The organism is Embleya sp. NPDC020886, assembly GCF_044333915.1.
Taxonomy (GTDB): domain Bacteria; phylum Actinomycetota; class Actinomycetes; order Streptomycetales; family Streptomycetaceae; genus Embleya.
The window spans coordinates 19,969-42,795 of the sequence record NZ_JBIRRX010000015.1 but is presented as its reverse complement, the minus strand read 5'-3'; the positions used below and the strand labels follow the sequence as shown (position 1 = coordinate 42,795).

The 22,827-nt window shown below is 73.1% G+C and carries 17 protein-coding genes and 2 pseudogenes; 8 read left to right on the top strand and 11 right to left on the bottom strand.

What is annotated here, in order from left to right; genetic code table 11:
- Positions 1 to 165 precede the first annotated feature (165 nt).
- Both ACH4U8_RS36760 and ACH4U8_RS36755 read right to left on the bottom strand, forming a co-directional pair.
- Positions 166 to 1,545, bottom strand: coding sequence for an LCP family protein (locus ACH4U8_RS36760; protein ID WP_395782602.1), 1,380 nt, complete (start codon positions 1,543 to 1,545; stop codon positions 166 to 168).
- 89 nt (positions 1,546 to 1,634) lie between these two features.
- Complete coding sequence (locus ACH4U8_RS36755) at positions 1,635 to 2,387, bottom strand: TIGR03089 family protein (protein ID WP_360320943.1); 753 nt, start codon at positions 2,385 to 2,387, stop codon at positions 1,635 to 1,637.
- Positions 2,388 to 2,509: 122 nt separating this feature from the next.
- Here ACH4U8_RS36755 and ACH4U8_RS36750 point away from each other — a divergent pair, with 122 nt between their 5' ends.
- Positions 2,510 to 3,652 carry a peptidoglycan recognition protein gene (locus ACH4U8_RS36750; RefSeq protein WP_395782601.1) on the top strand — a complete coding sequence of 381 codons (1,143 nt, stop codon included), beginning with the start codon at positions 2,510 to 2,512 and terminating at the stop codon, positions 3,650 to 3,652.
- A gap of 22 nt (positions 3,653 to 3,674) precedes the next feature.
- Here the strand turns inward: ACH4U8_RS36750 and ACH4U8_RS36745 are convergent, their stop codons facing one another.
- Entirely contained in the window at positions 3,675 to 4,682 is a 1,008-nt protein-coding gene (locus tag ACH4U8_RS36745; protein ID WP_379992443.1) for a glycosyltransferase, read from the bottom strand.
- A gap of 217 nt (positions 4,683 to 4,899) precedes the next feature.
- On the opposite strand from ACH4U8_RS36745, the gene ACH4U8_RS36740 reads away from it, so the two are divergent.
- Together ACH4U8_RS36740 and ACH4U8_RS36735 are read left to right on the top strand one after the other, a co-directional pair.
- Positions 4,900 to 5,829 carry a DNA-3-methyladenine glycosylase family protein gene (locus ACH4U8_RS36740; RefSeq protein WP_395782600.1) on the top strand — a complete coding sequence of 310 codons (930 nt, stop codon included), beginning with the start codon at positions 4,900 to 4,902 and terminating at the stop codon, positions 5,827 to 5,829.
- Positions 5,830 to 6,006: 177 nt separating this feature from the next.
- Positions 6,007 to 6,450, top strand: a pseudogene (locus tag ACH4U8_RS36735) (SRPBCC family protein); the annotation flags it as partial.
- Between the two features lie 411 nt (positions 6,451 to 6,861).
- Here the strand turns inward: ACH4U8_RS36735 and ACH4U8_RS36730 are convergent.
- A complete protein-coding gene (locus ACH4U8_RS36730) occupies positions 6,862 to 8,196 on the bottom strand; it encodes a coenzyme F420-0:L-glutamate ligase (protein WP_395782599.1) in 1,335 nt (444 codons plus the stop codon).
- On the bottom strand, positions 8,196 to 9,158 hold the full coding sequence (cofD, locus tag ACH4U8_RS36725; protein WP_395782598.1) for a 2-phospho-L-lactate transferase: 963 nt from the start codon (positions 9,156 to 9,158) through the stop codon (positions 8,196 to 8,198). The genes ACH4U8_RS36730 and cofD overlap by 1 nt, the downstream gene beginning before the upstream one ends.
- 2,585 nt (positions 9,159 to 11,743) lie before the next feature.
- Between cofD and ACH4U8_RS36720 the strand changes: the two genes are divergently transcribed.
- The gene (locus ACH4U8_RS36720) at positions 11,744 to 12,739 is read left to right on the top strand and encodes an NAD-dependent epimerase/dehydratase family protein (protein WP_360325201.1); all 996 of its coding nucleotides are present in this window, start codon (positions 11,744 to 11,746) and stop codon (positions 12,737 to 12,739) included.
- Positions 12,740 to 13,941: 1,202 nt separating this feature from the next.
- Here ACH4U8_RS36720 and ACH4U8_RS36715 read toward each other — a convergent pair.
- Together ACH4U8_RS36715 and ACH4U8_RS36710 are read right to left on the bottom strand one after the other, a co-directional pair.
- On the bottom strand, positions 13,942 to 15,054 hold the full coding sequence (locus ACH4U8_RS36715; protein ID WP_395782670.1) for a sensor histidine kinase: 1,113 nt from the start codon (positions 15,052 to 15,054) through the stop codon (positions 13,942 to 13,944).
- Complete coding sequence (locus ACH4U8_RS36710) at positions 15,051 to 15,749, bottom strand: response regulator (RefSeq protein WP_395782597.1); 699 nt, start codon at positions 15,747 to 15,749, stop codon at positions 15,051 to 15,053. Before ACH4U8_RS36710 ends, ACH4U8_RS36715 begins: the two co-directional genes overlap by 4 nt.
- Before the next feature lie 289 nt (positions 15,750 to 16,038).
- On the opposite strand from ACH4U8_RS36710, the gene ACH4U8_RS36705 reads away from it, so the two are divergent.
- The 3 genes from ACH4U8_RS36705 to ACH4U8_RS36695 are packed head-to-tail and all read left to right on the top strand — an operon-like array spanning position 16,039 to position 18,064.
- Entirely contained in the window at positions 16,039 to 16,743 is a 705-nt protein-coding gene (locus ACH4U8_RS36705; RefSeq protein ID WP_395782596.1) for a glycosyltransferase family 2 protein, read from the top strand.
- Entirely contained in the window at positions 16,740 to 17,360 is a 621-nt protein-coding gene (locus tag ACH4U8_RS36700) for a DUF2064 domain-containing protein (RefSeq protein ID WP_379991013.1), read from the top strand. Before ACH4U8_RS36705 ends, ACH4U8_RS36700 begins: the two co-directional genes overlap by 4 nt.
- Positions 17,357 to 18,064: a class I SAM-dependent methyltransferase gene (locus tag ACH4U8_RS36695; protein ID WP_395782595.1), complete on the top strand. Its 708-nt coding sequence runs from the start codon at positions 17,357 to 17,359 to the stop codon at positions 18,062 to 18,064. The genes ACH4U8_RS36700 and ACH4U8_RS36695 overlap by 4 nt, the downstream gene beginning before the upstream one ends.
- 594 nt (positions 18,065 to 18,658) lie before the next feature.
- Here the strand turns inward: ACH4U8_RS36695 and ACH4U8_RS36690 are convergent.
- Both ACH4U8_RS36690 and ACH4U8_RS36685 read right to left on the bottom strand, forming a co-directional pair.
- Positions 18,659 to 19,138, bottom strand: a complete 480-nt coding sequence (locus ACH4U8_RS36690; RefSeq protein WP_395782594.1) for a hypothetical protein — start codon at positions 19,136 to 19,138, stop codon at positions 18,659 to 18,661.
- Positions 19,135 to 20,301 (bottom strand): molybdopterin-dependent oxidoreductase, encoded by a 1,167-nt coding sequence (locus ACH4U8_RS36685; protein ID WP_395782593.1) that lies wholly within the window; start codon positions 20,299 to 20,301, stop codon positions 19,135 to 19,137. The genes ACH4U8_RS36690 and ACH4U8_RS36685 overlap by 4 nt, the downstream gene beginning before the upstream one ends.
- Positions 20,302 to 20,375: 74 nt before the next feature.
- Here ACH4U8_RS36685 and ACH4U8_RS36680 point away from each other — a divergent pair.
- Positions 20,376 to 21,560: pseudogene (locus tag ACH4U8_RS36680) on the top strand (glycosyltransferase 87 family protein); the annotation flags it as partial.
- Positions 21,561 to 21,772: 212 nt separating this feature from the next.
- Here the strand turns inward: ACH4U8_RS36680 and ACH4U8_RS36675 are convergent.
- Together ACH4U8_RS36675 and ACH4U8_RS36670 are read right to left on the bottom strand one after the other, a co-directional pair.
- Positions 21,773 to 22,174: a rhodanese-like domain-containing protein gene (locus ACH4U8_RS36675; RefSeq protein WP_379991016.1), complete on the bottom strand. Its 402-nt coding sequence runs from the start codon at positions 22,172 to 22,174 to the stop codon at positions 21,773 to 21,775.
- Positions 22,168 to 22,731 (bottom strand): cysteine dioxygenase family protein, encoded by a 564-nt coding sequence (locus ACH4U8_RS36670; protein ID WP_360323364.1) that lies wholly within the window; start codon positions 22,729 to 22,731, stop codon positions 22,168 to 22,170. Before ACH4U8_RS36670 ends, ACH4U8_RS36675 begins: the two co-directional genes overlap by 7 nt.
- Positions 22,732 to 22,827 lie beyond the last annotated feature (96 nt).

The following is a 22,827-nucleotide window of genomic DNA, read 5'->3' as shown; positions in this document are numbered from 1 at the left end:
GGTTCCCCGAGTTGCGTGCGCCCTTCCCCCTGTGACGCAGGTCACTGGTTGAAGAAGCCGCACGTCACACCGGAGCGGCCCGTGTATCGGCGAGCACGCTACGGTGCGCCACCGTATCCGGCGCCGTGCAGGTGGGCGTCTACGGACGAATGGGGTGATGGAGCGTCAGTTCGCCTTGCAGATGTCCTGATCCGCGTTGCGGGTGTCGGCCCGGACCGGTGCCTTCGCCGAATCGGACGGCTCGCCGGTGCCGGTGGCGCCGGCGACGTGCACCCCGGCCGCCGGGGCGGCTCCGCCCGGTCGCCGGCCGTGCCCGGCGGACGCGCCGGGCGCGGCCTCGACCGACGGCGCCTCACCCGGCGTGCCCGCCGCCGCGTCCGGTCTGCGCCGACCGTCCAAGGGCTCGTCGTGGTTGATCGCGTCGAACAGGTGCCGGGCGTCCGGCTGGATCAGGGCGACCCGGTTGTTGTCCTCGGGCGGGTTGTACACCGGGACGTGGGCGAAGGTGATGTCCCGGGTCTCCAAGTCCCGCATCCCGCGCGCGAGGTCGACCAGGGCCGACACCGAGTCCAGGCCCTCGTCGGCCCGGATCGACTTGGTCAGCGCGTCGGCCAGGGCGAACAGCCGGGACGGGCTGGAGAGCGTGTCGCCGCTGCGGATCTGCTTGGCGAGCGAGGCCACGAAAGCCTGTTGCCGCTTGATCCGACCCAGATCGCTGCCGTCCCCGCCGAGCCCGACGTCGTGCCGCAGTCGGACGTAGTCCAGTGCCTCCCGGCCGTGCACCTTGCGTCGGCCGGCGGACAAGGAGATGTTGCCCTCGTGGTCCTGCACGTTCCTGGGCAGGCAGATCTCCACGCCGCCCACCGCGTCGACCATGCCCTTGAAGCCGGAGAAGTCCACGATGATGTGGTGGTCCACGCGCATGTCGGTGATCTTCTCGACGGTGTTGCGCGTACACGCGGCGCCGCCGAGCTCGAAGGCCGCATTGAACATCACCCCGCGCTGCTCGGCGGAGCGCGCGCCGTCCCGGGTCACGCACGAGGGGACGGTGACCAGCAGGTCGCGCGGGATGCTCATGACCACCGCGTGCTCGCGGTCCGAGGACAGGTGCACGAACAGTGTGGTGTCCGAGCGCTCGCCGTTGTCCCCGCCGCCGCCCAGGGCGCGGTTCTCGCCCGCCCGTGAGTCCGAGCCGATGATCAGCAGATTCAGCGGCTTGCCCTTGCCGTTGCCGCCCGCCTCCGGGCGGTCGGCGTTGAGCTTGCCGTCCACCGCGTCGGTCTCGAGGTTGCCGTTGAGCCGCTGGTACGCGACGTAGGCGGCGGATACGCCGGTGAGCAGGATCAGCGAGATGCCGACGCCGATCGGCAGGAACACCTTGCGCCGCCGGTTGCGCTTCTTGCGGGCGCGGCGCGTGGCGGCCCGGCCGGCGCCGGATTCGACCGGTGCGGCCGCCCCGGGCTCGGGGGTCGGGGGCGGCGCCTCGGGCGCGGCGGCGGGCTCGGCCGCGTCCTCGGACCGGTACAGGTGATCCCACGCATCCATGAACCCCACGCCTCCCCGCCTGCTGAGGGACCGCCGGGCACGGCACTACGGGCGGTCGGGGCCACGAAAGCGCAGCTCGACCCGTCTTGTCATGCCTGCTCGGCGGAACGGGTGACGGCACGCGTGACCCGCTCGGCCTCGATCCGCCGCTCCAGCAGGGATTCATCCAGGTGACGGCATACGACGACCGGTACGGACGCGGCCAGCGGCGCGAGAACGCCCGCCCGCAATCCACCCGTTCGGGCGAAGCTCAAAGAGGTGAGCAGGCGATCGCCGGGGACCAGCCGCCACTCGCGCGCGGCGGCCTCGCCCGCTTCGGCCAGCTCGCCGGCCGTCCACTCGCGGCCGGCCTCGACCAACGCGGCGGCACCCGCGGGCACCGGACCCTCGGCGACGAACCGATCGCCGTGCCCGGCCACTTCGGCCGCGTAGTCCAGGAAGCCGGCCGGCGGCGTGGGAAAGCGTCCGCCCATCGGCCGCAGCGCCAGGGCGACCCGCTCGCCCGGGCAGGTCGCGGCGCGGTCGAGGGTGTCCGGGCCGGACACCACCACGTCGGCGTCGGCGGGATCCCCGTCGAAGCTCACCACCAGGCCCAGCGACCAGGCCGCGAGCAGCCACACCTGGGTCTGCCAGTGCACGGGCAACAGCAACGAGACGCGCGCGCCCGGCTCCACCGCGAGGTCGTCGCGCAGCAGGTTCGCGGTCTTGGCGACCCAGTTGTCGAACGTCGCGACGGAGAGCTCGACTCGCTCGCCGGTGGCGTCGTCGTAGAAGGTGGTGAACGGCCGCGCGGAGTCGGCGGCGAGCGTGGTGCGCAACTGATCGACCGGGGTGCTGGGCATGAGATCAGCCTACCCAGCTCGATGAATCGATGGCGCAAATGGGTGCAATTGTCATATTTAGTACGGCATCCAGTGCCATGCGGGAACCGGTAGAGCTCGACCCACGACGGAGGGGCCTGCCCGTGTACACCAGAATCGCGTTGTCGATCGCCGCGCTCGCCGTACCCGCAGTGCTCGCCGGAGCGCCCGCGCAGGCCGACTCCCGGCCACCCGGCACTCCCGGTTCGACCGTGACCCTCCCGCTGACCGGCATCGAACAGGAACCGGACGCCGCCGCGCCGAGCGTGGGCCGGACCGAGGTGTTGACGGCCGAACGCGCCACCCCCGCCTACTCGTTGCTCGGCGTCACCTGGGCCGACCCGGGCGCGGGCGAGCGGGTCGCGGTACACGTGCGCACCCGCACCGGCGGCGTGTGGAGCCCGTGGCACGAACTGCACGCCGGCGGCCACGGCACCGGCGACGCCGAGGGCGGCGGGCGCGGCGGCACCGAGCCGTTCTGGGCGGGCCGATCCAATGGCGTCCAGGTGCGCGTCGGCGTCCTGACCGGCGCATCGCCCAAGGACCTGCGGGCCGAACTGGTAGACCCCGGCGACTCGATCCTCGACCGGATGCCGGCCCGCCCGACCCTGCCCGACCTCACCGACGGCCGCACGGTCAAGGGCCACGCCGACAAACCGGCGATCGTGGCCCGCAGCGACTGGGGCGCCGACGAGTCGCTGCGGGACGCGAAGTTCAAGTACACGAACACGGTTCGGGCCGCCTTCGTGCACCACACCGCCGACGGCAACGACTTCCCGTGCAGCGACTCGGCCAAGGTGCTCCGGTCGATCTACCGCTACCACGTGAAGACCAACGGCTGGGCCGACGTGGGCTACAACTTCCTGGTGGACAAGTGCGGCACGATCTTCGAGGGGCGCGCCGGCGGCACCGACAAACCGGTCCTGGGCGCCCACACCCTCGGGTTCAACACCGACAGCACGGGCGTCGCCGCCATGGGCACCTACACCACCACCGCGCCGCCCGCACCGATGCTGATCTCCATCTCCCGGGTGCTGGCCTGGAAACTCGGCCTGCACGACCGCGACCCCAAGGGCAAGGTCACCCTGACCTCGTCGGACAGCGGCAGCCGCTACCCCAAGGGCAGCACCCACTCGTTCGACGTGATCTCCGGCCACCGGGACGCGTTCAACACCGAGTGCCCCGGTCAGGCGCTCTACGACCAACTGCCCGCGATCCGCACCGACGTGGCGCTGCGCGTGGGCTGAACGCGGCTTCGGGGCCGGCCGCTCAGGCCCGCTTGCCGACGATCTCCCCGAGCCGCTCCACCAGCGGCGCCACCACCGCCTCGGGGACGAACCGCTCGCGCGCGAGCGCGACCGTCGCGGCGCGCAACCGGGCCACCTCGGCCGGGTGTTGGGCCAACCGGCGCAGCGCGTCGGCCAACGCGTCCGAATCGCCCGCCGGCACGAACAACCCGGCCGGCCCGAACAGTCGGCGCTGCGGCGCGGTGTCCGAGGTGAGCACCGCGCACCCCGCCGCAGCGCCCTGGAAGACCTTGTTCGGCACCAGCCGCAACGCCTTGGCACCGGTGCCGAACACACCCAGGCACACGTCGTGCGCCGCGACCAGATGCGGCAGTTCGGCCTCCGGCACCCAGGTCCGCCAGGTCACCCGCGGTGCGTCCGGGCCGACCAGGTCCCGAGTGCGCTGCGCCTGTAGGCCCCGACCGATCATCGTCACCGCGATCGGATAGCCCTCCAGCCGACTCAGCGCGGCACCGATCACCGGCGCACCCTGCACCGGCGAGTACAACCCGAACGAGATCACCCGCAGATCCTCGCCGGGCCGGAAGTCCGCCTCGACCGACACCGGGCCCGGATCGGCGCCCGGGCGACCCGCGTCGAACCACGCCGGTGCCGCCCCGATCGGCACCACCACCGCCCGATCGCGATGCCCCGGGGTGAGCACCCGACGATGCTCCTCGGTGTCCACGAGCACCAGTCGGGCCGCCGCGATCGCGGCCTGCTCGATCCGGTCGACCTTGCGCAGCTCGGCCTGCGCCGCCTGACCGAGCCGATCGGCCACGTCGTCCACGCTCTCCAGGTGGTCGAGCACGAGCGGGATGCCGGGAAACAACCGGCGGGCGATCTGGATGTCGAGCCGACCCTGATAGCCGACGATCACCACGTCCGGCCGCGGCGCGCGGCGGGCCTTGGCGACCAGCTCGGCGATGCACCGCGCGTGCCGGATCCGCTGGCGGGGGATCCCCGGATGGGCCGAGGGTGGTGGGACCATCGGCCCGGCATCCATGTGTCCGAGGGGAACGTTGCAGGTCACCACCTCGATACCGTGGCGCCGCAAGCCCTCGATGAGGATTCCCACCCGGGGGTGGACGGTCGTGTCATACGTGCCGAACGCCATCACCCGCATAGGTGAAGTCTGCTCTGCGCACATCGGGGCAAAACCGGGAAGGTACCGTGGCGGTCCGAACCCGGATCGCGAGGAGAGCCCGTTGCACCCGAGTGCCCTCCATCGTGTGTGGCGTCCCGGTTTCCCGCTCGACCTCCGGCTCACCGTAGGTCAACTGCGCCGCGGCCACAGCGACCCCACCCACCACGCGGGCACCGACGGCTCGGTGTGGCGGACCTCGCGCACCCCGAACGGACCGTGCACGCTGCGGCTGATCGACCGTCCCGCGACCGGCGAGGTCGAGGCGAGCGCGTGGGGACCGGGCGCCGAATGGCAACTCGACGCGCTGCCGGCCCTGCTCGGCGCCGAGGACGACCCGGACGCCTTCGTCGCCCGGCACACGATCGTCCGGGACGCCGAACGCCGGTTCGCGGGCCTGCGGATGCCGCGCACGACGCTGGTCGTGACCGCGTTGGTGCCCTCGATCCTGGAGCAGAAGGTCACCACGATCGAGGCGCGCCGGGCCTATCGGCTGCTGCTGGGCAAGTACGGCGAGGCGGCGCCGGGGCCCGCGCCGACGGGCCTGCGGGTGGTGCCCGATGCCCGTACCTGGGCGATGATCCCGTCCTGGGACTGGGCGCGGGCCGGCGTGGACGGGCGCCGTTCGCGCACCGTGATCGAGGCGGTCCGGGTGGCCGGCCGGCTGGAGGCGACCACGGGCGTGGCCCACCCCGAGGCGGCGCGGCTGCTGCGACTGGTGCCCGGGATCGGGATCTGGACGGCCGCCGAGACGATGCAGCGTTCGCACGGCGACGCGGACGCGTTGTCGGTGGGCGACCTGCATCTGCCCAAGACGATCGGCTTCGCGCTGGCCGGACACGCGGTCGACGACGCCGGGATGCTCGAATTGCTGGCCGGCTACCCGGGACACCGGCATCGGGCCGCGTTGTTGATCCGCATGTCGGGGGTGAAGGTGCCGCGCCGTGCGCCGCGGTATGCGCCGCGGGGGCACTTCGTCGGAAAGGCGTTGTGACGGCGGTGTCGTGACCGGGGGTGCGGGGTGTGGCGCGCGGGGTGCGGTGCCGGCGGTGCCTGGCCCGAAGGACACCACGTTTGCCCCCGGGGGCCTCGGGCAGCCGTTTGGGTGAAGGACTTGGCTGTTGTTGCATCGCAGCCCGGAGCCGACACCGAGAACGAGGAGGAAGTGCTCGTGACGACCGTCCAGCACTCGATCGACGTGGACGTGCCGGTCCGCACCGCGTACAACCAGTGGACCCAGTTCCGCGAGTTCCCGAGCTTCATGAGCGGGGTCGAGCGGATCGACCAGATCGATCCGACACATACCCACTGGGTCACCCGAATCGCCGGTGTGTCCCGGGAGTTCGACGCCGAGATCACCGAACAGCGGCCCGACGAGCGGGTCGCGTGGAAGACCGTGGACGGCCCGCACCAGGCGGGTGTGGTGACCTTCCATCGGCTCGACGACGTGCACACCAGGGTGATGCTCCAGATGGAGTTCGACCCCGATGGCCTGGTCGAGACGGTGGGGGACAAGCTCGGCTTCGTGCGTGGTAGGACCAAGGGCGACCTCGAACACTTCAAGGTGTTCGTGGAGGAACGCGGGCACGAGACCGGTGCCTGGCGCGGCGAGGTAGAGCCCCCCGGCAGCCCCGGCTCCGGCCGGCCGCAGAACGCGCCTCCGCCCTATGACAGCCCCGGTATGTCGCCGACTCCCGGTCGTACCGGAGCGCCCGGCGGCGGACACATCCCGCCGCCGCGCCCGCAGGCACCGCCGAGCGTCGGCGGGACCTGGGCGGGTGGCCACTGACGCGGCGCGACGCCCCCGGACATCGGCCGGACATCGCTGACGACCCGACGTCGGCAGCGGTGGGAGCCCGCCGAATCCGGGCCGGCAGCGCCAAGCGGCAGAGACCGTGCACGAAAGGGTGGGCGCGTCATCGCGATCGCGATGACGCGCCCACCCTTCGGGTTGTGGGTTGCCGGCGTTGTTCGGGTCGTTCGGGTGCTTGGACTTCGGATTGCTCGGATTGCTTGAGCGTGCCGCTCAGCGCACCACGATCACGTCGTCCGCCGAGCGAGCCGGGCGGTCCCGAGGCGGCTCGGCCGGTCGGCCCACCGCGACGGCACCCATCGGGTCCCAGCCCGCGGGCAGCGCGAGCGTGGCACGCACCACGTCGGGACAGAACATCGTCGACGACACCCACGCGGACCCCAGGCCCTCCGCGGTCAGCGCGATCAGCAGGTTCTGTACGGCGGCGCCCGCCGCGACCGTGAACATCTCCCGCTCGGCCCGCGCCCGCACCGCGTCCGGGTAGGTGTGCGCACCGTCGGTGACCAGGCACGGCACCACCAGGTACGGCGCGGCGCGCAACACGTCGCCGCGCCCGATCCGGCGGGTGATCCGCTCCTCGCTCAACCCGTCCGCCCGCAGATCCGCCACCCACGCGTCGCGCATCGCGTCCAGCAGCGCGATCCGGGCCAGCGCGCTCTCCAGGAGCACGAATCGCCACGGCACGGTGTGGTGCGGGGCCGGCGCGGTGATCGCGGCGGTCACCGCGCGGCGCACCGCGTCCGGATCCACCGGCTCCTCGGTGAACGCGCGTACCGTGCGACGCGCGGTGATCGCGTTCCGGGCGCCCTCGCCGAGCGCCTCCCGGGTGCCGAGCCGGAACATGTCGTCCTCGGCGCCGCGCACCAGCGGACGCACGCCGGCGCCGTCCGCTTCGGTGACCAGGTGCCCCAGGCCGCGCACGATCGCCACCGGGACGGCGCCCGCCTTGCCCTTGACCAGCTCGGCCGCGCTCGCGAGTTCGTCCACCACCGCGGTGACGGTGACCGCGAGTTCGTTGCCGTGCGTGTCGATCCGGCCCCGGTGGTCGTCCACCGCGTCCAGGCCCGCCACGCCGATCGCCACGTCGGTGACCCCGGTCCGCCAGGGCCGGCCGAAGGTGTCCGACACGACGATGCCCACCCGGACCCCGGTCCGCTCGGCCAGCGCCGCGCGCAGCCGGCGGGCGGAGGCGTCCGAGTCCTCCGGAAGCAGCAGCAGGGTGCCGGGCTGGGTGTTGGAGGCGTCCACGCCCGCCGCGGCCATCACGAATCCGTGCCGGGTCTGCACGATCCGGGTGGGGCCCTTGCGCGCGACCACGCGGACCGCCTCGGCGTCGATCACCTTCTCCCGATCGACCCCGCGCAACAACCGACCCTCGGCCTTGCTGAGGATCTTCGAGGTCACCACGAGCACATCGCCGTCGAGCAGGCCGGGCCCGTCCGGGCCCGTCGCCGCGTCCGCGATCAGCCGGCCCAGATCGGCGCCCTCGCCGATCTCGGGCAGCCCGCTCACCCCGAACACCGAATAGCCGCGGGGCGGGGCGCCCATCAGCGCACCTCGTCCGCGAGCGCGAGCGCGGCGCGGGCCATCTCGGCGGTCGCCTCGACGTCGGTCATCAACAGGGGGATGGCCCGGCACGGGATGCCGGCCGCCTCGACGGCGAGCACGGCGTCCGCGTCCGCGGTGTCCACCAGCCAGCCGTCCAGCAGGCCCGGCCCGTAGTGCTGGGCGACGGCCGCGGCGCCGGTCTCGACACCGACCGCCTCCAGGACCCGGTCGGCCATCCCGCGTACGGGCGCGCCGCCGATGATCGGCGACAACCCGATCACCGGCGCCGGCGCGGCCACCAGCGCCTCCCGGATCCCGGGCACGCCCAGGATGGTGCCGATGCTGACCACGGGATTGGACGGCGGGAACAGGATCAGGTCGGCCTCGGCGATGGCCTCCAGGACCCCGGGCGCGGGCTTGGCCGTCTCGATGCCCACCGGCACGATCGCGTGCGCGGTCGGCACGGCGCGAAGTCGCACCCAGTACTCCTGGAAGTGGATCGCCTTGCGCGACCCGGGCTTGTCGGGGTCGTCGATCACCACGTGCGTCTCCACCCGATCGTCGCTCATCGGGACGAGTCGCACGCCGGGCCGCCAGCGTGCGCACAGCGCCTCGGTGACCGCCGACAACGGGTAGCCGGCGCCGAGCATCTGGGTCCGCACGATGTGCGTCGCGTAGTCCCGGTCGCCCAGTCCGAACCAGGTCGGTTCGACACCGTAGGCGGCCATTTCCTCGCGAATGCTCCAGGACTCCTCGCGGCGGCCCCAGCCCTGCTCCTCGTTGATGCCGTCGCCGAGCGTGTACATGACGGTGTCGAGGTCCGGGCACACCTTGAGCCCGAACAGGTGGATGTCGTCCCCGGTGTTGCCGACGACGGTGATCTCCGCTTCCGGAACGGCCGCCTTGAGGCCCCGCAAGAACCGGGCCCCACCGATGCCGCCGGCAAGTACAACGATGCGCATGACATCAGTCTCGCAGGACCCCGACGAGCAGGTGCGGGCCGGCACCTCGGTCGGGGGCGGACGGGGACGCACCGAGCGCGGCGGGTTCGGCTTGGGTGGATCGTGGGGGCGGCCTGGACGGGGTCGCGAGGGCGACGAGCCCATTCGACTCGGGGAGTGAGCGTGCTTCACCGGTCGGGGGTGTGGCGAGATCGCTTCGCCCAGGGCGGCGGCTCCGCCTGGGTCGCGGGCACAGCGGCACGGCGTACCCAAGTCGCGGGGGCGGCGGGCCCACCCGACCCGGGAGGTGCGCGGCGGGCTCGCTTCGCCGGGGGCGCGGGCGCGGTGAGTTCACCGATCCGAGTCGTGAGGGCGGCCGGCAGGGCCTGGTCGGAGTCATGAGTGCAGCGAGCACGACCGGCCTGAGTCGCGAGTACGGCGAGCCCGCTTTGTTTGGGTCGCGGGCCGGGCTCGACGCCCGAGGTGAGGTCGGGGGCGCGGCGAGCGCGTAGGCGGTCGTGGGCTGGGCCCGATACCGACGTGAGATCGCGAGCGGAGCGAGCCGGTGGGCCCAAGTCGCGGGCTGGGCCCGACACCCGAACTGAAGTCGTGAGCGGAGCGAGCGGGTGGGTGGTGGTCGTGGGCCGGGCCCGACACCCCCGAAGTCGCGAGCGGAGGGGGCCAGGGACGGCAGCCCGACGCCCGAGCCGAGGTCGTGGCCTGATACCTGGGGCGAGGTCGTATGCGGAGCGAGCGGGCCGGCGCGAAGCGCGAGCCCAATCCGATACCCGAGTCGAGGTCGCGAGCGGAGCGAGTCGGTGGACCCCGGTCGCAAGCCGGGCCCGACGTCCGACCCGGGGTCGTGGGCGGAGCGGGCCGGGGCCCAGGTCGCATGGCAAGCCCGAAGCCCGAAGCCCGAGCCGAGGTTGTGATCGCGGCGAGCGGGCCGGCGCGAAACGCAAGCTGGGCCCGAGACCCGGGGCGAAGTCGTGAGCGGAGCGAGGGGATGGACCCCGGTCGCGGGCTGGGACCGATACGCGACGTGAGATCTCGGGCGCGGCGAGCCGGTGGGCGGTGGGCGCAAGCCGAGCCGGACACCCGACTCGGCCCGAGGTCGTGAGCGGAGTGAGCGGGCCGGCGCGAAACGCAAGCCGGGCCCGACACCCGGGGCGGGGTCGTGAGCGGAGCGAGTCGGTGGGCCCGGTCGCGGGCTGGGCCCGACGCCCGAGGCGGGGTCGTGAGCGGAGCGGGCCGGGGGCCCTGGGTCGTGTGGCAAGCCTGACGCTCGGGCTGGGGTTGTGAGCGGAGCGAGTCGGTGGGCCCAGGTCGTGGGCCCGACCCGACACCCGAGCCGAGGTCGCGAGCGGAGCGAGCGGGCGGGCGTCGTTCGGCGATGCAACGCTGCTTCTGGTTGGGCGCCTTCGGCGCCGGCTCGCGAGGCACCACTTTTTTGTTCCGTCGCAGGCTCCTCCACAAAAAAGTGGCCCCTCGCTCGTGACTTCGTGTCCCTTCGCTTCGCTACGGGCCACGAAGTCAACGTTCTGCGGCTCCGCCGCTCTCCGCGCTGCGCGCGTCGATCACGAGGTCTCGCTCGCCTCGGGGGCGCTGACGCGCCGGGGGGCAGCGTTGTTCGGCGGCTCGGGGGAGGCCCGACACGTTTCCGCAGCCGACCCGCCCGCCTCGTTGCGCAGCCACGGGAACGTGTGTCACCGGTGGAGCGGGCGGGCGAACCACCGGGCCGGGACGTAACCGCAGGCGGCCGTGAGTCGCGGGCGTGAACTCGTGGGCACGGTCGGGCAGTAGAGGCCCGGACGGGGTGGTGAGAGGGCGGAAGCGGGGTCGTGGGCGTGGCGTGAGGGTGGAAGTGGGTGGCGAGGGCGGTCGATCAGGGTCGTGGGCCCGGTGAACCCAATCACCCATGACGCGAGTGCAGCGGGTGCAACCGACTCCAGGTCGCGAGCGGAGCGGGCGGGCCTTGTTCGGCGGCCTGGGGCAGGCCCGGCACTTGCCGCAGCCGATCCGCCGCCTCCGCCTGATCCCGCAGCTACGGGTACGTGTGTTGCCGGCGGACCGCCGGGCGGGATGTAACCGCAGGCCGCTGTGAGTCGTGGGCGTGAACTCGTGGGCGCAGCCGGGCAGTGGAGGGAGGCCGGGACGGGGGTGGTGAGTGGGCGGAGTCGGATCGTGGGTGCGGCGAGCCCTGCCTACCCGAGTCGCGAGGGTGGTGGGCACGGTTGGCCAGTCGTGGGGGCGACAGGCGCGTGGGCCGGACGGGAGGACAGGTTTCACCCACTTCGGGGGCACTGGCGCGCTGGGCGTGGCCCGGCACGTTTCCGCAGCGGACTTGCCTCCTTGCTCCCTCCTTTTCCTCCCCGCCTCCTCCTCCTTCTTCGTCTTCTTCTACTAATCCTCCCCTCCGTGACCATGCCACAGGGGGGTGTGAGGGGTGGAGAAGGTCGTGCGCTGCTTGCGATCACGAGGTGGGCGCAGGTCGTGGAGGGGGCGGTGGGGGGCGGGTTCGTGATCGCGTGGGGAGGTCTTACAAAGGAGTGACGTTGGCGTGGTTGGTGGTTGTTGGGGAGGTCTGCGTGTTTAGCGTGGACGGCATGCGAATCCTGGTTACCGGCGGCGCCGGGTTCATCGGTACACACGTGGTCGAATGCCTGACTGAAGCGGGACACGAGGTGCGGGTGCTCGACCTGGAACCGGTTGAGGGCGTGGATGCGGTGCGGGGTGATGTGCGTGACCCGGTGGTCGTGGAGCGGGCCTTGGCCGGTGTGGATGCGGTGTGTCATCAGGCCGCCAAGGTCGGGCTGGGGCTGGACCTGAACGACGCTCCGGACTATGTCGGGTGCAACGACCTGGGCACGGCGGTGCTGCTTGCGGCGATGGGGCGGGCGGGCATCGGCCGGTTGGTGTTGGCGAGTTCGATGGTCGTCTATGGGGAGGGCCTGGGGCGCTGTGTGGAGCATGGCGACGTGGTGCCGGGGCCTCGGCCGGTCGAGGCGCTGGTGGCCGGGCGGTTCGAGGCGCCGTGCCCGACGTGCGGGCGGGATGTGACGCCCGGTCGGATCTCCGAGGAGGCCGCGCCGGACCCGCGCAACGTGTACGCCGCGACCAAGCTCGCCCAGGAGCACTTGGCCGGAGCTTGGGCCCGCGCCACCGGCGGCGTGGCCACGGCGCTGCGCTACCACAACGTCTATGGCCCGAGGATGCCGCTGGACACCCCGTACGCCGGTGTCGCCGCGATCTTCCGCTCGATGTTGCGTGCCGGGCTGCCGCCGAGGGTGTACGAAGACGGCGGTCAGCGCCGCGACTTCGTCCACGTTCGCGATGTCGCCACTGCCAACCTGGCCGCTCTGGACCGCCCCGGCCCCGGCCTCCGCGCCTACAACGTCGCCACCGGCGTCCCGCACACGGTCGGCGAGATGGCTGCGGCGCTGTCCGAGGCCCACGCCGGCCCGCCCCCGATCACCACCGCCGAATACCGCCTCGGCGACGTCCGCCACATCACCGCCTCCGCGACCCGCTTGGAGCAGGAACTGGGTTGGCAGGCAACGATCGAATTCACCCACGGAATGGCAGAGTTCGCCACCACCTGACCACCCGCCCACCCCCGCCACACCCACGACCCAGATCGACCGGGCTCGCCACCCCCACGACTCTGAAGGAGGCGGGCGGGTCGGCCGCAGAAACGTGTCGGGCCTCCCCCGGGCCGCCGAACAACGCCGCGCCCCGGCGCGTCAGCGCCCCCGACTTGGGCCCACCCCGGTGATCGACGCGCGCAGCGCGGAGAGCGGCGGAGCCGCAGAACGTTGACTTCGTGGCCCGTAGCGAAGCGAAGGGACACGAAGTCACGAGCGAGGGGCCACTTTTTTGTGGAGGAGCCCGCGACGGAACAAAAAAGTGGTGCCTCGCGAGCCGGCGCCGAAGGCGCCCAATAAAAAGCAGCGTTGCATCGCCGAAAGCCGCCCACCCCGCTCGCTGCGCTCGCGACCAGGTCGGGTGTCCGGCTCAGCATGCGATTGCCGCTCACCGACTCGCCGCGCTCTCGACCTCGGCTCGGGCGTCGGGCCCGGCCCACGACCGGGGTCCACCGGCTCGCTCCGCTCGCGACTCCGGCTCGGGTGTCGGGCCCGGCCCGCGACCTCCCTGCCTACCCACTCGCTGCGCTCGCGACCTCGCCCGAGGCGTCGGGCCAGGCTTGCGTTTCGTGTCGGCCCGCCAGCTTGCTCACGACTTCAGGTCGGGTGTCGGGCTTGGTTCGCGTGCCGGGCCTACCGAATCGCTGCGCGTGCGATTTTGCTCCCGGTGTTGGGCTCGGCATGCGATTTGCCGCTTGCCGACTCGCTCCGCTCGCGACCTTGCCTGGGTGTCGGGCTTGCCATGCGACCGGGGCCCGCCGGCTCGCCGCGCTCTCGACCACGGCTCGGGTGTCGGGCTCGGCCCGCGACCGCCGCCCACCGACTCGCTGCGCTCGGACTTCGCCCGAGGTGTCGGGCCAGGCTTGCGTTTCGTGTCAGCCCACTGGCTCCGTTCGCGATTTCGGGTCGGGTGTCGGGCCCGGCCCGCGACCGCCGCCCACCGGCTCGCTTCGCTCACGACCTCGCCCCAGGCGTCGAGCCCGGCCCGCGACCACCGTCCACCCACTGGCTCCGCTTGCGATCTCGCCCCCGGTGTCGGGCTTGGCTTGCATTTCCGCTGACCGGCTCGCTTCGCTCACGATTTCAGGTCTGGTGTCGGGCCCAGCCCACGACCACCGCCCACCCGCTCCCCTCGCGCGCCCCCGCCCCCAACGCCACCCTCACCCCGCCGGCAGTCTCACCTCGAAGCGGCAGCCCATTCCCGTGTTCGCCACGCCCACCTGTCCCGCGTGGGCTTCGACGATGCCTCGGACGATGGCCAGGCCCAAGCCCGCGCCGCCGCCGGGGGCCGGGGTGCGGGCGTGGGTGCCGCGCCAGCCGGTGTCGAAGACTCGGGGGAGGTCCTCCTCGGGGATGCCGCCGCATGCGTCGGTGATCGAGACCACGACCTCGTTCTCGGCGGTGCGTACGCCGACCGCGACCGTGCCGTCCGAGGGGGTGTGCCGGATCGCGTTGACCAGGAGATTCGTGAACGCCCGGGACATCTCGCGGCCGTCCACCCGGACCGGTACCGCGGCGATGTCCTCGCCCGCCACCCGAACCGAGCAGGACCGGGCCAACTCCTCCGTACCCGCCATCGCGTCCGCCACCAGGTCGTAGAGCGAGACCCGCGCCAGGGTCAGCTTCAGCGCGCCCGCCTGGATCCGGGACAACTCGAACAGGTCGTCCACCATCCCGCTGAGCCGATCCACCTCGGTCCTGATCCGTCGGTGGTAGCGCACCGGATCCTCCGGCAGCCCGTCCTCCAGCGCCTCGGCCATCGCACGCAGACCCGCGAGCGGGGTGCGCAGGTCGTGCGAGATCCACGCGATCAGCTCGCGCCGGGCGTGCTCGACCGCCCGCTCGCGCTCCCTGGATTCGCTGAGCTGTGCCCCGGCACGCTCCAACTCCAGTCCCAGTTCCGCGAGTTCGGCCACGGCCGAGATCCGGTGCGGCGGTCCGGACGGGCCGCCACCGAGTGCCCGCGCGGTGCCCCGCAGCGCCCGTACGTCGGCCACCACCGGGCGGCCGAGCAACATCGCCACGCCGATCGCGAGCACCGCCGAGACCGCGCAGACCACCATCACCACGGTCAGGTCGTGCGAGGAGAGCAACATCGCCTGGGAGACCCCGACCGTACCCGCGGCCATGCCGGCTATCGTGACCATCGACATCGCGGCCAGCGCGACCGAGAGCGAGCGATTGCGCAGCGCGCGCAAGCCGAGCAGGCCCAGCAGGGTGACCCCGAGCCCGCTGCCCGCCGCGATCAGGCAGATCAGTGCGAAATCCTTCACGGGCACGCGGACTCGACCTCCAGTCGGTACCCCACGCCCCACACGGTGACCAGGAGTCGGGGAGCGGCCGGGTCGTCCTCGATCTTCTCCCGCAGCCGACGCACATGCACGGTCACCGTCGACTGGTCGCCGAATTCCCAGCCCCAGACCCGGCGCATCAACTCGTCCCGGGAAAAGGCCCGGCCCGGACTGCCGAGAAAGAAGCACAACAGGTCGAACTCGCGTGCGGTGAGCGAGAGTTCGCGACCGGCACGAAGCACCCGGTGGGCGGCGACGTCCACCTCGACGTCCGCGTGCCGCAACACCGACGGCAGTACGGGCGCCGCCGCAGCCGGGGCCGCGACCCGGCGCAGCACGGACTGCACGCGCAGCACGAGCTCACGCGGACTGAACGGCTTGGTGACGTAGTCGTCCGCGCCGACCTCCAGGCCGAGCACCCGGTCGCCCTCGTCGCCCAGTGCGGTCAGCATGACCACCGGTACCGGACCGCGCTCGCGCAGCCGCCGGCAGACGTCCAGCCCGTCCATGCCCGGCAACATCAGGTCGAGCACCACCAGGTCCGGCATTTCGGCGAACGCCAGATCGAGCGCGGCGGGCCCGTCGGCGGCGTGCGCCGTGCGGAACCCCGCGCGTTCGAGATAGCCGACGACGACCTCGGCCACGGTCGGATCGTCGTCGACGACGAGCACCTTCATGCCAGCGAGTGTAGGTGCGCGAAGGGGGACGATTCCGGCGGGCGGTCGATCCGTAAGAGGGCCGTAACCCACATGGCCGTATCGCTGCGACGTCAGCACTCCGTAAGCACGTCATGCCTGGGTATGCGGCTGGTGCGTATCTAGCGTGAGCCGCATGGAAGCCTCTTCAGCGCATCCCGCCACGCCTCCCGCCGAGCATCCTGCCGCGCCTCCCGGCACGACCTTCGAGACGTCTTCCGGAACGACCTCCGACACGTCTTCCGGAACATCTTCCGGAACGCCTTCCGAGATGCCGTCCGGAACGCACTCCGAAACGCCTCCCGCCGTGCCCCGCGTGGACGTCGTGTTGCCGTGCCTCGACGAGGCCGACGCGCTCCCGTGGGTGCTGGCCCGGATGCCCGCCGGATATCGCCCGATCGTCGTGGACAACGGCTCGCGCGACGGCTCGGCCGAACTGGCCCGCTCGTTCGGCGCCCACGTGGTCGTCGAGGAGCGGCGCGGGTTCGGCGCGGCCTGCCACGCGGGGCTGCTCGCGGCGACCGCGCCGGTCGTGTGCTTCTGCGACTGCGACGCGTCGCTCGACCCCGGCCAACTGCCCGAGGTCGCCGACCCCGTGCTCGCCGGCGCCGCGGATCTGGTGCTCGGCCGCCGCCGCCCCCAGACCCTGGGTTCCTGGCCGCCGCACGCGCGCCTGGCCAACGCCGTCCTGGCTCGGCGGTTGCGCGGGCGCACGGGCACTCGGCTGCGCGACCTCGGGCCGATGCGGGCCGCCCGGCGCGTCGACCTGCTCGCCTTGGAGGTCGTGGATCGCCGCTCCGGCTATCCGTTGGAGACCGTGGTCCGCGCCGCCGACGCCGGCTGGCGGATCGCCGAGGTGGACGTGCGCTATCTGCCGCGCTCCGGCCGCTCGAAGGTCACCGGTACGGTCCGGGGCACGGTCACCGCGGTTCGGGACATGAGCGCCGTGCTCGCCCGCGCGGGGCGGCCCGCATGAGCACCCTCGTGGTGATCGCCAAGGCGCCGCTGCCCGGTCGGGTCAAGACCCGGCTGACCCCGCCGCTGACCCCGGACCAGGCCGCGACCGTGGCCGAGGCCGCGCTCACCGACACGCTCGCGGCCGTACTGGCGACGCCCGCCCGCCGGCGCGTACTGGTGCTCGCCGGCGAGCCCGGACCGTGGCTGCCCGCCGGCTTCGACGTGGTGCCCCAGGGGCTCGGCGGCCTGGATCTGCGCCTGGCCGCCGCGTTCGCCGGTTGTACCGGGCCGACCCTGCTGGTCGGCATGGACACCCCGCAGATCACTCCCGAACTGCTGACCGTGGACTGGTCGGCCGCCGACGCGTGGTTCGGCCCGGCGACCGACGGCGGATTCTGGGCGATCGGGCTGCGCGAGCCGGACCCGTCGGTGTTTCCCGGCGTGCCGATGTCGGTGCCGAGGACCGGCGCGATCCAGCGCGCGCGGCTGCTCGCCGCCGGGCTGACCGTCCGCGATCTGCCCACCCTGACCGACATCGACACGGTCGCCGACCTGGCCGCCGTCACCCGTGACATCCCCGACTCGCACTGCGCCGGCGTGGCCCGCGCGTTGCTCGGCGGGGAGGTGTACGCATGACCCTGGTGCGCGAACCCGATCGCACGGCCGACCTCCCGGCGGCCACGCGGGCCGGTACGACGGCCGACGGGCCGGCGGGCGCCGGGACCGACCCGTACGCGGTCGCCCTGCGCGAAGGCGGAGCGCTCTACGTACGCCGCCACGGCCACCGTCGACAACGCCTGGAACTGGCCCGCTGGTGCGCCGACCCGGACATCGCCGACGACACCATGCTCGCCCGATGCACCGGTCCCACCCTGGACGTCGGCTGCGGCCCGGGTCGACTGGCCGCGGCCCTGAGTCGCCGAGGAGTGACCGCGCTCGGCATCGACCCGGTGCCGGCCGCCGTCGCGCGGGCCCTGGCCGCCGGCGCCACCGCGCTGTGCCGGTCGGTGTTCGAGCCGCTGCCGGGCGAGGGTCGCTGGGCGGCGGCGCTCCTCGCCGACGGCAACATCGGCATCGGCGGCGACCCCGGCCGGCTGCTCGACCGCATGCACGGCCTGCTCGCCCCAGGCGGCCTGCTCGTGGTGGAGACCGACGCCCAGGACGTACACGAACGCTTCGCCGCCCGCGTCGAGGACGACCACGGCTGCCACGGCGGCGCGTTCCGCTGGGCCCGCATCGGCACCCCGGCCCTACGCGTCCTGGCCCGCGCCCACCACTTCACCATGACCGAAACCTGGACCCACCCCAACCGAGCCTTCGCCACCCTCCGCCGACCCTGAACCACCAACACCCACCCCGGAGCGCCACCCCCGCGCTCCGCGCCCGCCTCGGGGTGCCACTTCCGAGCCCCACCGTCGCCGAGCTCCGCGCCCGCCTCGGGGTGCCACTTCCGAGCCCCACCGTCGCCGAGCTCCGCGCCCGCCCCGGGGCGCCACCTCCGAGCCCCGCCCTCACCGCGCCTCGGGGTGCCACTTCCGAGCCCCACCGTCACCGCGCTCCACGCCCGTCCCGGGGCGCCACCTCCGAGCCCCGCCCTCACCGCGCCCCGGAGTGCCACCTCCGAGCCCCACCGGTCGCCGCGCTCCGCACGCGAACAGGAGCGCAGGCCCCGAGCCCAACCCTCACCGCGCTCCCCACCCGAACGGGAGCGCGGCCCCGCGCCCCACTCGCGCCGCACTTCACACTCGAATCGGAGCGCCACCTCCGAACGCCACCCTCACCGCACTCCGCACCCAAACCCGTATCCCGGCCACGCCGCGCACCTCTGTGCCCCCGCACACCGCCGTGCCCCCGCACACCGCCGCGCCCGAGCCGCCTCGTTCGACACCCCACCCCCACCCGCCCTCAACTCACCTCACCCCACCCCCACCACATCAACCCCCGCCCCGCCCCCGCCGCCGCGCCCCGCGCAATACCAGCACCGCCGCCGTCCCCACCCCGACCGCCGTCCACACGATGACCAGGCCCCGCGCGTAGTCCAACGGCAGCACCGACGGGTTCTGTGTCGGGAGCGGGCGCAGCAGCGCCGGGAGGGCGATCAGCGTGCCCACCACCCCCACCGCCGCGCCGCCCAGGACGGTTCGTCGCACCCACGCGGGCGGACCCGGCCGCACCCGCATCGTCAGCGCGGCGACGGTGAAGACCGCGACCGCGAAGACCGCGTCGTGCAGCAGCAATCCGCCGACCAACCACTTCGCCAGCCCCACCCGCGCGGTCAGGAACGGGTCGTCCCAGGTGCCCGCCACGCCCCAGCCGATGCCCGCCAGCCCGGCGGCGCCCAGCACGAGTCGAACGGCGTTCACCGTGCGCCCGGTTCGCGGCCGGACCGGCTCGGGCTCGATCGCCGTGCTCATCCCAGCACCTCCATCCGGTCGACCCACTTCGTCTGGAGCACGCCCGGCCGGTTCGGCGCGATGATCCGGGCCGGGTAGCCGTGGTCCTCGGCCAGCGGCGCGCCTTCCAGCATCAACGCCAACAGGGTCAGCGAGTCGCGCGCCCACTCGTCCGGCATGTCCATCACCGAGTACGGGCTGAACAGTTCGTGCGAGAACACCCGCAGCCGGGCCCCGGGCGGCGCGCCCGCCCGGGCCATCAGGTCCCGAATCCGCACGCCGGACCAGTGCGCCGACGCGCTCCAGCCCTCGACGCACGTGATCGGCAGCGTGGCCTCGTGCTGCGGCATCGCCAACAACTCGGCGCGGGTGAGCGCGAACGGCCTCGGCCCGGCCACCTCCAGCCGCCATTGGGGATCGCGGACCGCCGTCAACACGCCCGCCGCCCGCGCCGTGCGATTCACCGGCAGGCCCTGTGGGCCGAGGTCCGCCCGCCGCGGCGCCAGCACCGACACCCGCCCCAGTGGAGTCACCGTCTGTCCCACGGTGGCCAGGGTGACCACGCCCACGCCGCCGCCCAACACGGTCAACAGGCCGCGTCGCGAGGGCCCTTCGTGCTCGGCCGCGACGCCCCGGGGACGCCGCCAGTGCGCCAGGATCAGCGGCAGCTTCACCGCGACGTGCAGGGTGACCGCCCCGGCCGCCACCCACGCGATCCAGTAGTGCGCCGGCACGAACGGGAACGGCCACGGATACCACTGCACGATGTTCAGCAGCCCGGTGACCAGTTCGAAGATCGCCGCCATCATCAGCACCGCGATCGACAACCGCTCCAGCGCGTGCGCGACCGACGTCGCCGGCGGCCAGGCGAACAGCCGCGGATAGACCACCCACAACTTCACCAGCAGCAGCGGCACCGCCGCGATCCCGGTCGCCACGTGCAGCCCCTGGGTGACCCGATACCCCCACACCGGCCGGGACGGCAGCGCGAGCCAGTGCGGCTGATGCTGGAGCAGATGACTGAACAAGCCGGTCAGAAAGCAGATCAGGAAGGCGAGGCCGAGCAGCCGGCCGACCAGTACGGTGGTACGCGGATCGTGCAGTGCGCCGCGAAACGCGCCGGCCCGGAACGGACCGCGGCGCAACCCGGCGGGCGGGTCCGGCAAGCGGATGTCGAGCTTCATGTGCCCAGCCAACGCCGAAAACCCGCCGCCGGCCCCCATTGACCGCCTTACAAAGTGCTGACGGTCGGCCCGGGATGCCCCGAAAACGGCCTCGCGACGCACAGACTCGCGCCATGTCATCGAGCACGGCGACCCCGAACAGCACGGCCGACACCGGCCCGACCAGGAGCACCACGACCACGATCGCCGCCGCCGGCACCGGACTCGGCCTGGCGGGCGCCGTCGGTTGCGCGGTGTACGGCCCGTGGACGCACCCCGGCAGTGTGGGCGTGTACGTCGTGTACGGCGTCGCCTGGGTGTTGTTCGCGCTCGGTGTCCGGCTCGTGCATCGGCTGCCGGTGCGCCGCGCGGTGCCGTTGATCCTGATCGGTGCGCTCGCGCTGCCCGCGTTGGCGGCCGGCGCGCCGCCGCGGACCAGCGACGACGCCTACCGCTACGCGTTCGACGGGCGGGTCCAGGCGGCGGGCCGCTCGCCGTACGCGCACGCCCCGGCGGATCCCGAGGTGGCCGGCTTCCGCGACGCGTGGTTGTTCCCGAGGGGCGAGTGCGCCGGGTGGTTCAAACACCCGCTGCCGGACGGCTCGTGCACCCGGATCAACCGGCCCGACGTGCACACCATCTACCCGCCGGTGGCCGAGGCGTACTACTGGCTCGTGCACGTGGTCACCCCGTCCGGCCGGCGCGAACCGGTCCAGGCCGCCGCCGCGTTGCTGGCCGTGCTGGTGACCCTCGCGCTGCTCGTGATGTTGCGCCGGTTCGGCCGCGATCCCCGACACGCGGTGTTGTGGGCGTGGTGTCCGATGGTCGCGATCGAGGCGGGCAACAACGCGCACGTGGACGTGCTGGGCGTGCTGCTGATGGTGCTCGGACTGGCCGCGGTCGCCGGGCGCCGGGCGATCCTGGGCGGGGTGCTGCTCGGCGGTGCCGTCGCGACGAAGATGTTTCCGGCCGCGGCCCTGGTCGGTGGGCTGCGTCGGTCGCCGGTGCGGCTGCTCGCCTCGGCCGGGCTCACCGTGTTGCTGGTCTATCTTCCGCACGTGCTCGCGGTCGGGCCGGCCGTGTTCGGCTACCTGCCCGGTTACCTGGAGGAGGAACGGTACGACGACGGCGCGCGCTTCGGCCTGCTCGGACTGGTGCTGCCGACCGGCCTCACCCCCTACGCGGCCGTCGTCGTACTGATCGTGCTCGCCGTCGTGGTGGCCGCCCGCGCCGACCCGGACCGCCCGTGGCAGGGCGCGCTCACGATGACCGGCGGCATGTTGTTCGTGCTGACCCCGGCCTACCCCTGGTACGCGCTGCTCGTGGTCGCGCTGGTGGCGCTGGACGGGCGGCGCCCGGAGTGGCTCGCGCTGGGCCCGGCGGGATATGCCCTCTATCTCACCTGGGGCCTGGAGCTGACCCCGGATCAGATCCGGGCCACCCACCAGATCGGCTACGGTGCGGCGCTGCTGCTTGTGCTCGGCGCGGCGCTCTACCGACGATTGCGGCCCGGGGCGGGCACCACCGGCAGGCCGGCCGCCTTCCACGCCTGGAAGCCGCCGATCAGGTCGGTCGCCCCGGACAGGCCCAGGTCCACCAGCGACGCCGCCGCGAGGCTGGACGCGTAGCCCTCGTCGCACAACACGACCACGCGCAGGTCGTAGCCGGTGGCCTCGGGCACCCGCGCCGTGCCCTCGGGATCGAGGCGCCACTCCAGGTGGTTGCGTTCGATCACCAACGCGCCCGGCACCGCGCCGTCCGCGTCGCGCTGGAAGTCGGGGCGGGTGTCCACCAGCACCGCGCCGTCGTGGAACGCGGCGTGCGCCTGTTCGGGGGTCACCCGGGCGAGCTTGGCCCGAGCCTGTTCCAGGAGTCGGTCGACCGCGCTCACCACTGCTCTCCCGAACGCTCGACGCCGACCCGACGCAGCGGCGCGAAGCTGGGCCGCGCGATGTCCTCGCCGGCGTCGTACAGATTCATCGAGTCCAGCCGCGGCGTGTACACGTGCACGCTGATCGCCGGTTCGGTGCCCATGTTGGTCACCTCGTGTACATAGGTCGGCCCGAACACGCGGGTGGTGCCGGCGGTGAGCACCCGCTCGCGGGCGCCGGCCCGACGCAGCGGGGTGACCACCAGGGAGCGCTCGTGCAGTTCGCCGGAGACCACGGTGAACACGCCGGACGAGCCGCCGTGGTCGTGCAGTCCGGTGCCCTGGCCGGGCAGCCAGCTCAGCAGCCAGACCTCCATGTCCTCGGTCGCGGCGAGCCGCTTGTACCAGCGGGAGATCGGGTCGTAGCGGACCTGGTCGAGTTCGGCCGCGACCAGGCCGGCATGCTGCCGGGCGAGCGCGGCGAGCCGGGCGACGGCCGGACGCACGGGGGGAGCGACGGGGAGGGCGAGCACGGCGGGGGCGGCGAGCGGGTCGCCGGCGACGGTGATGTCGCTGGACATAGGGGAGTCCTTCGAGATGTCTGCGCTTGTTTCTGGCGCGGCGGATCAGGCGAACGCGACGGAGCGAAAGCGAACACGCGAGCGGCCGACAACATC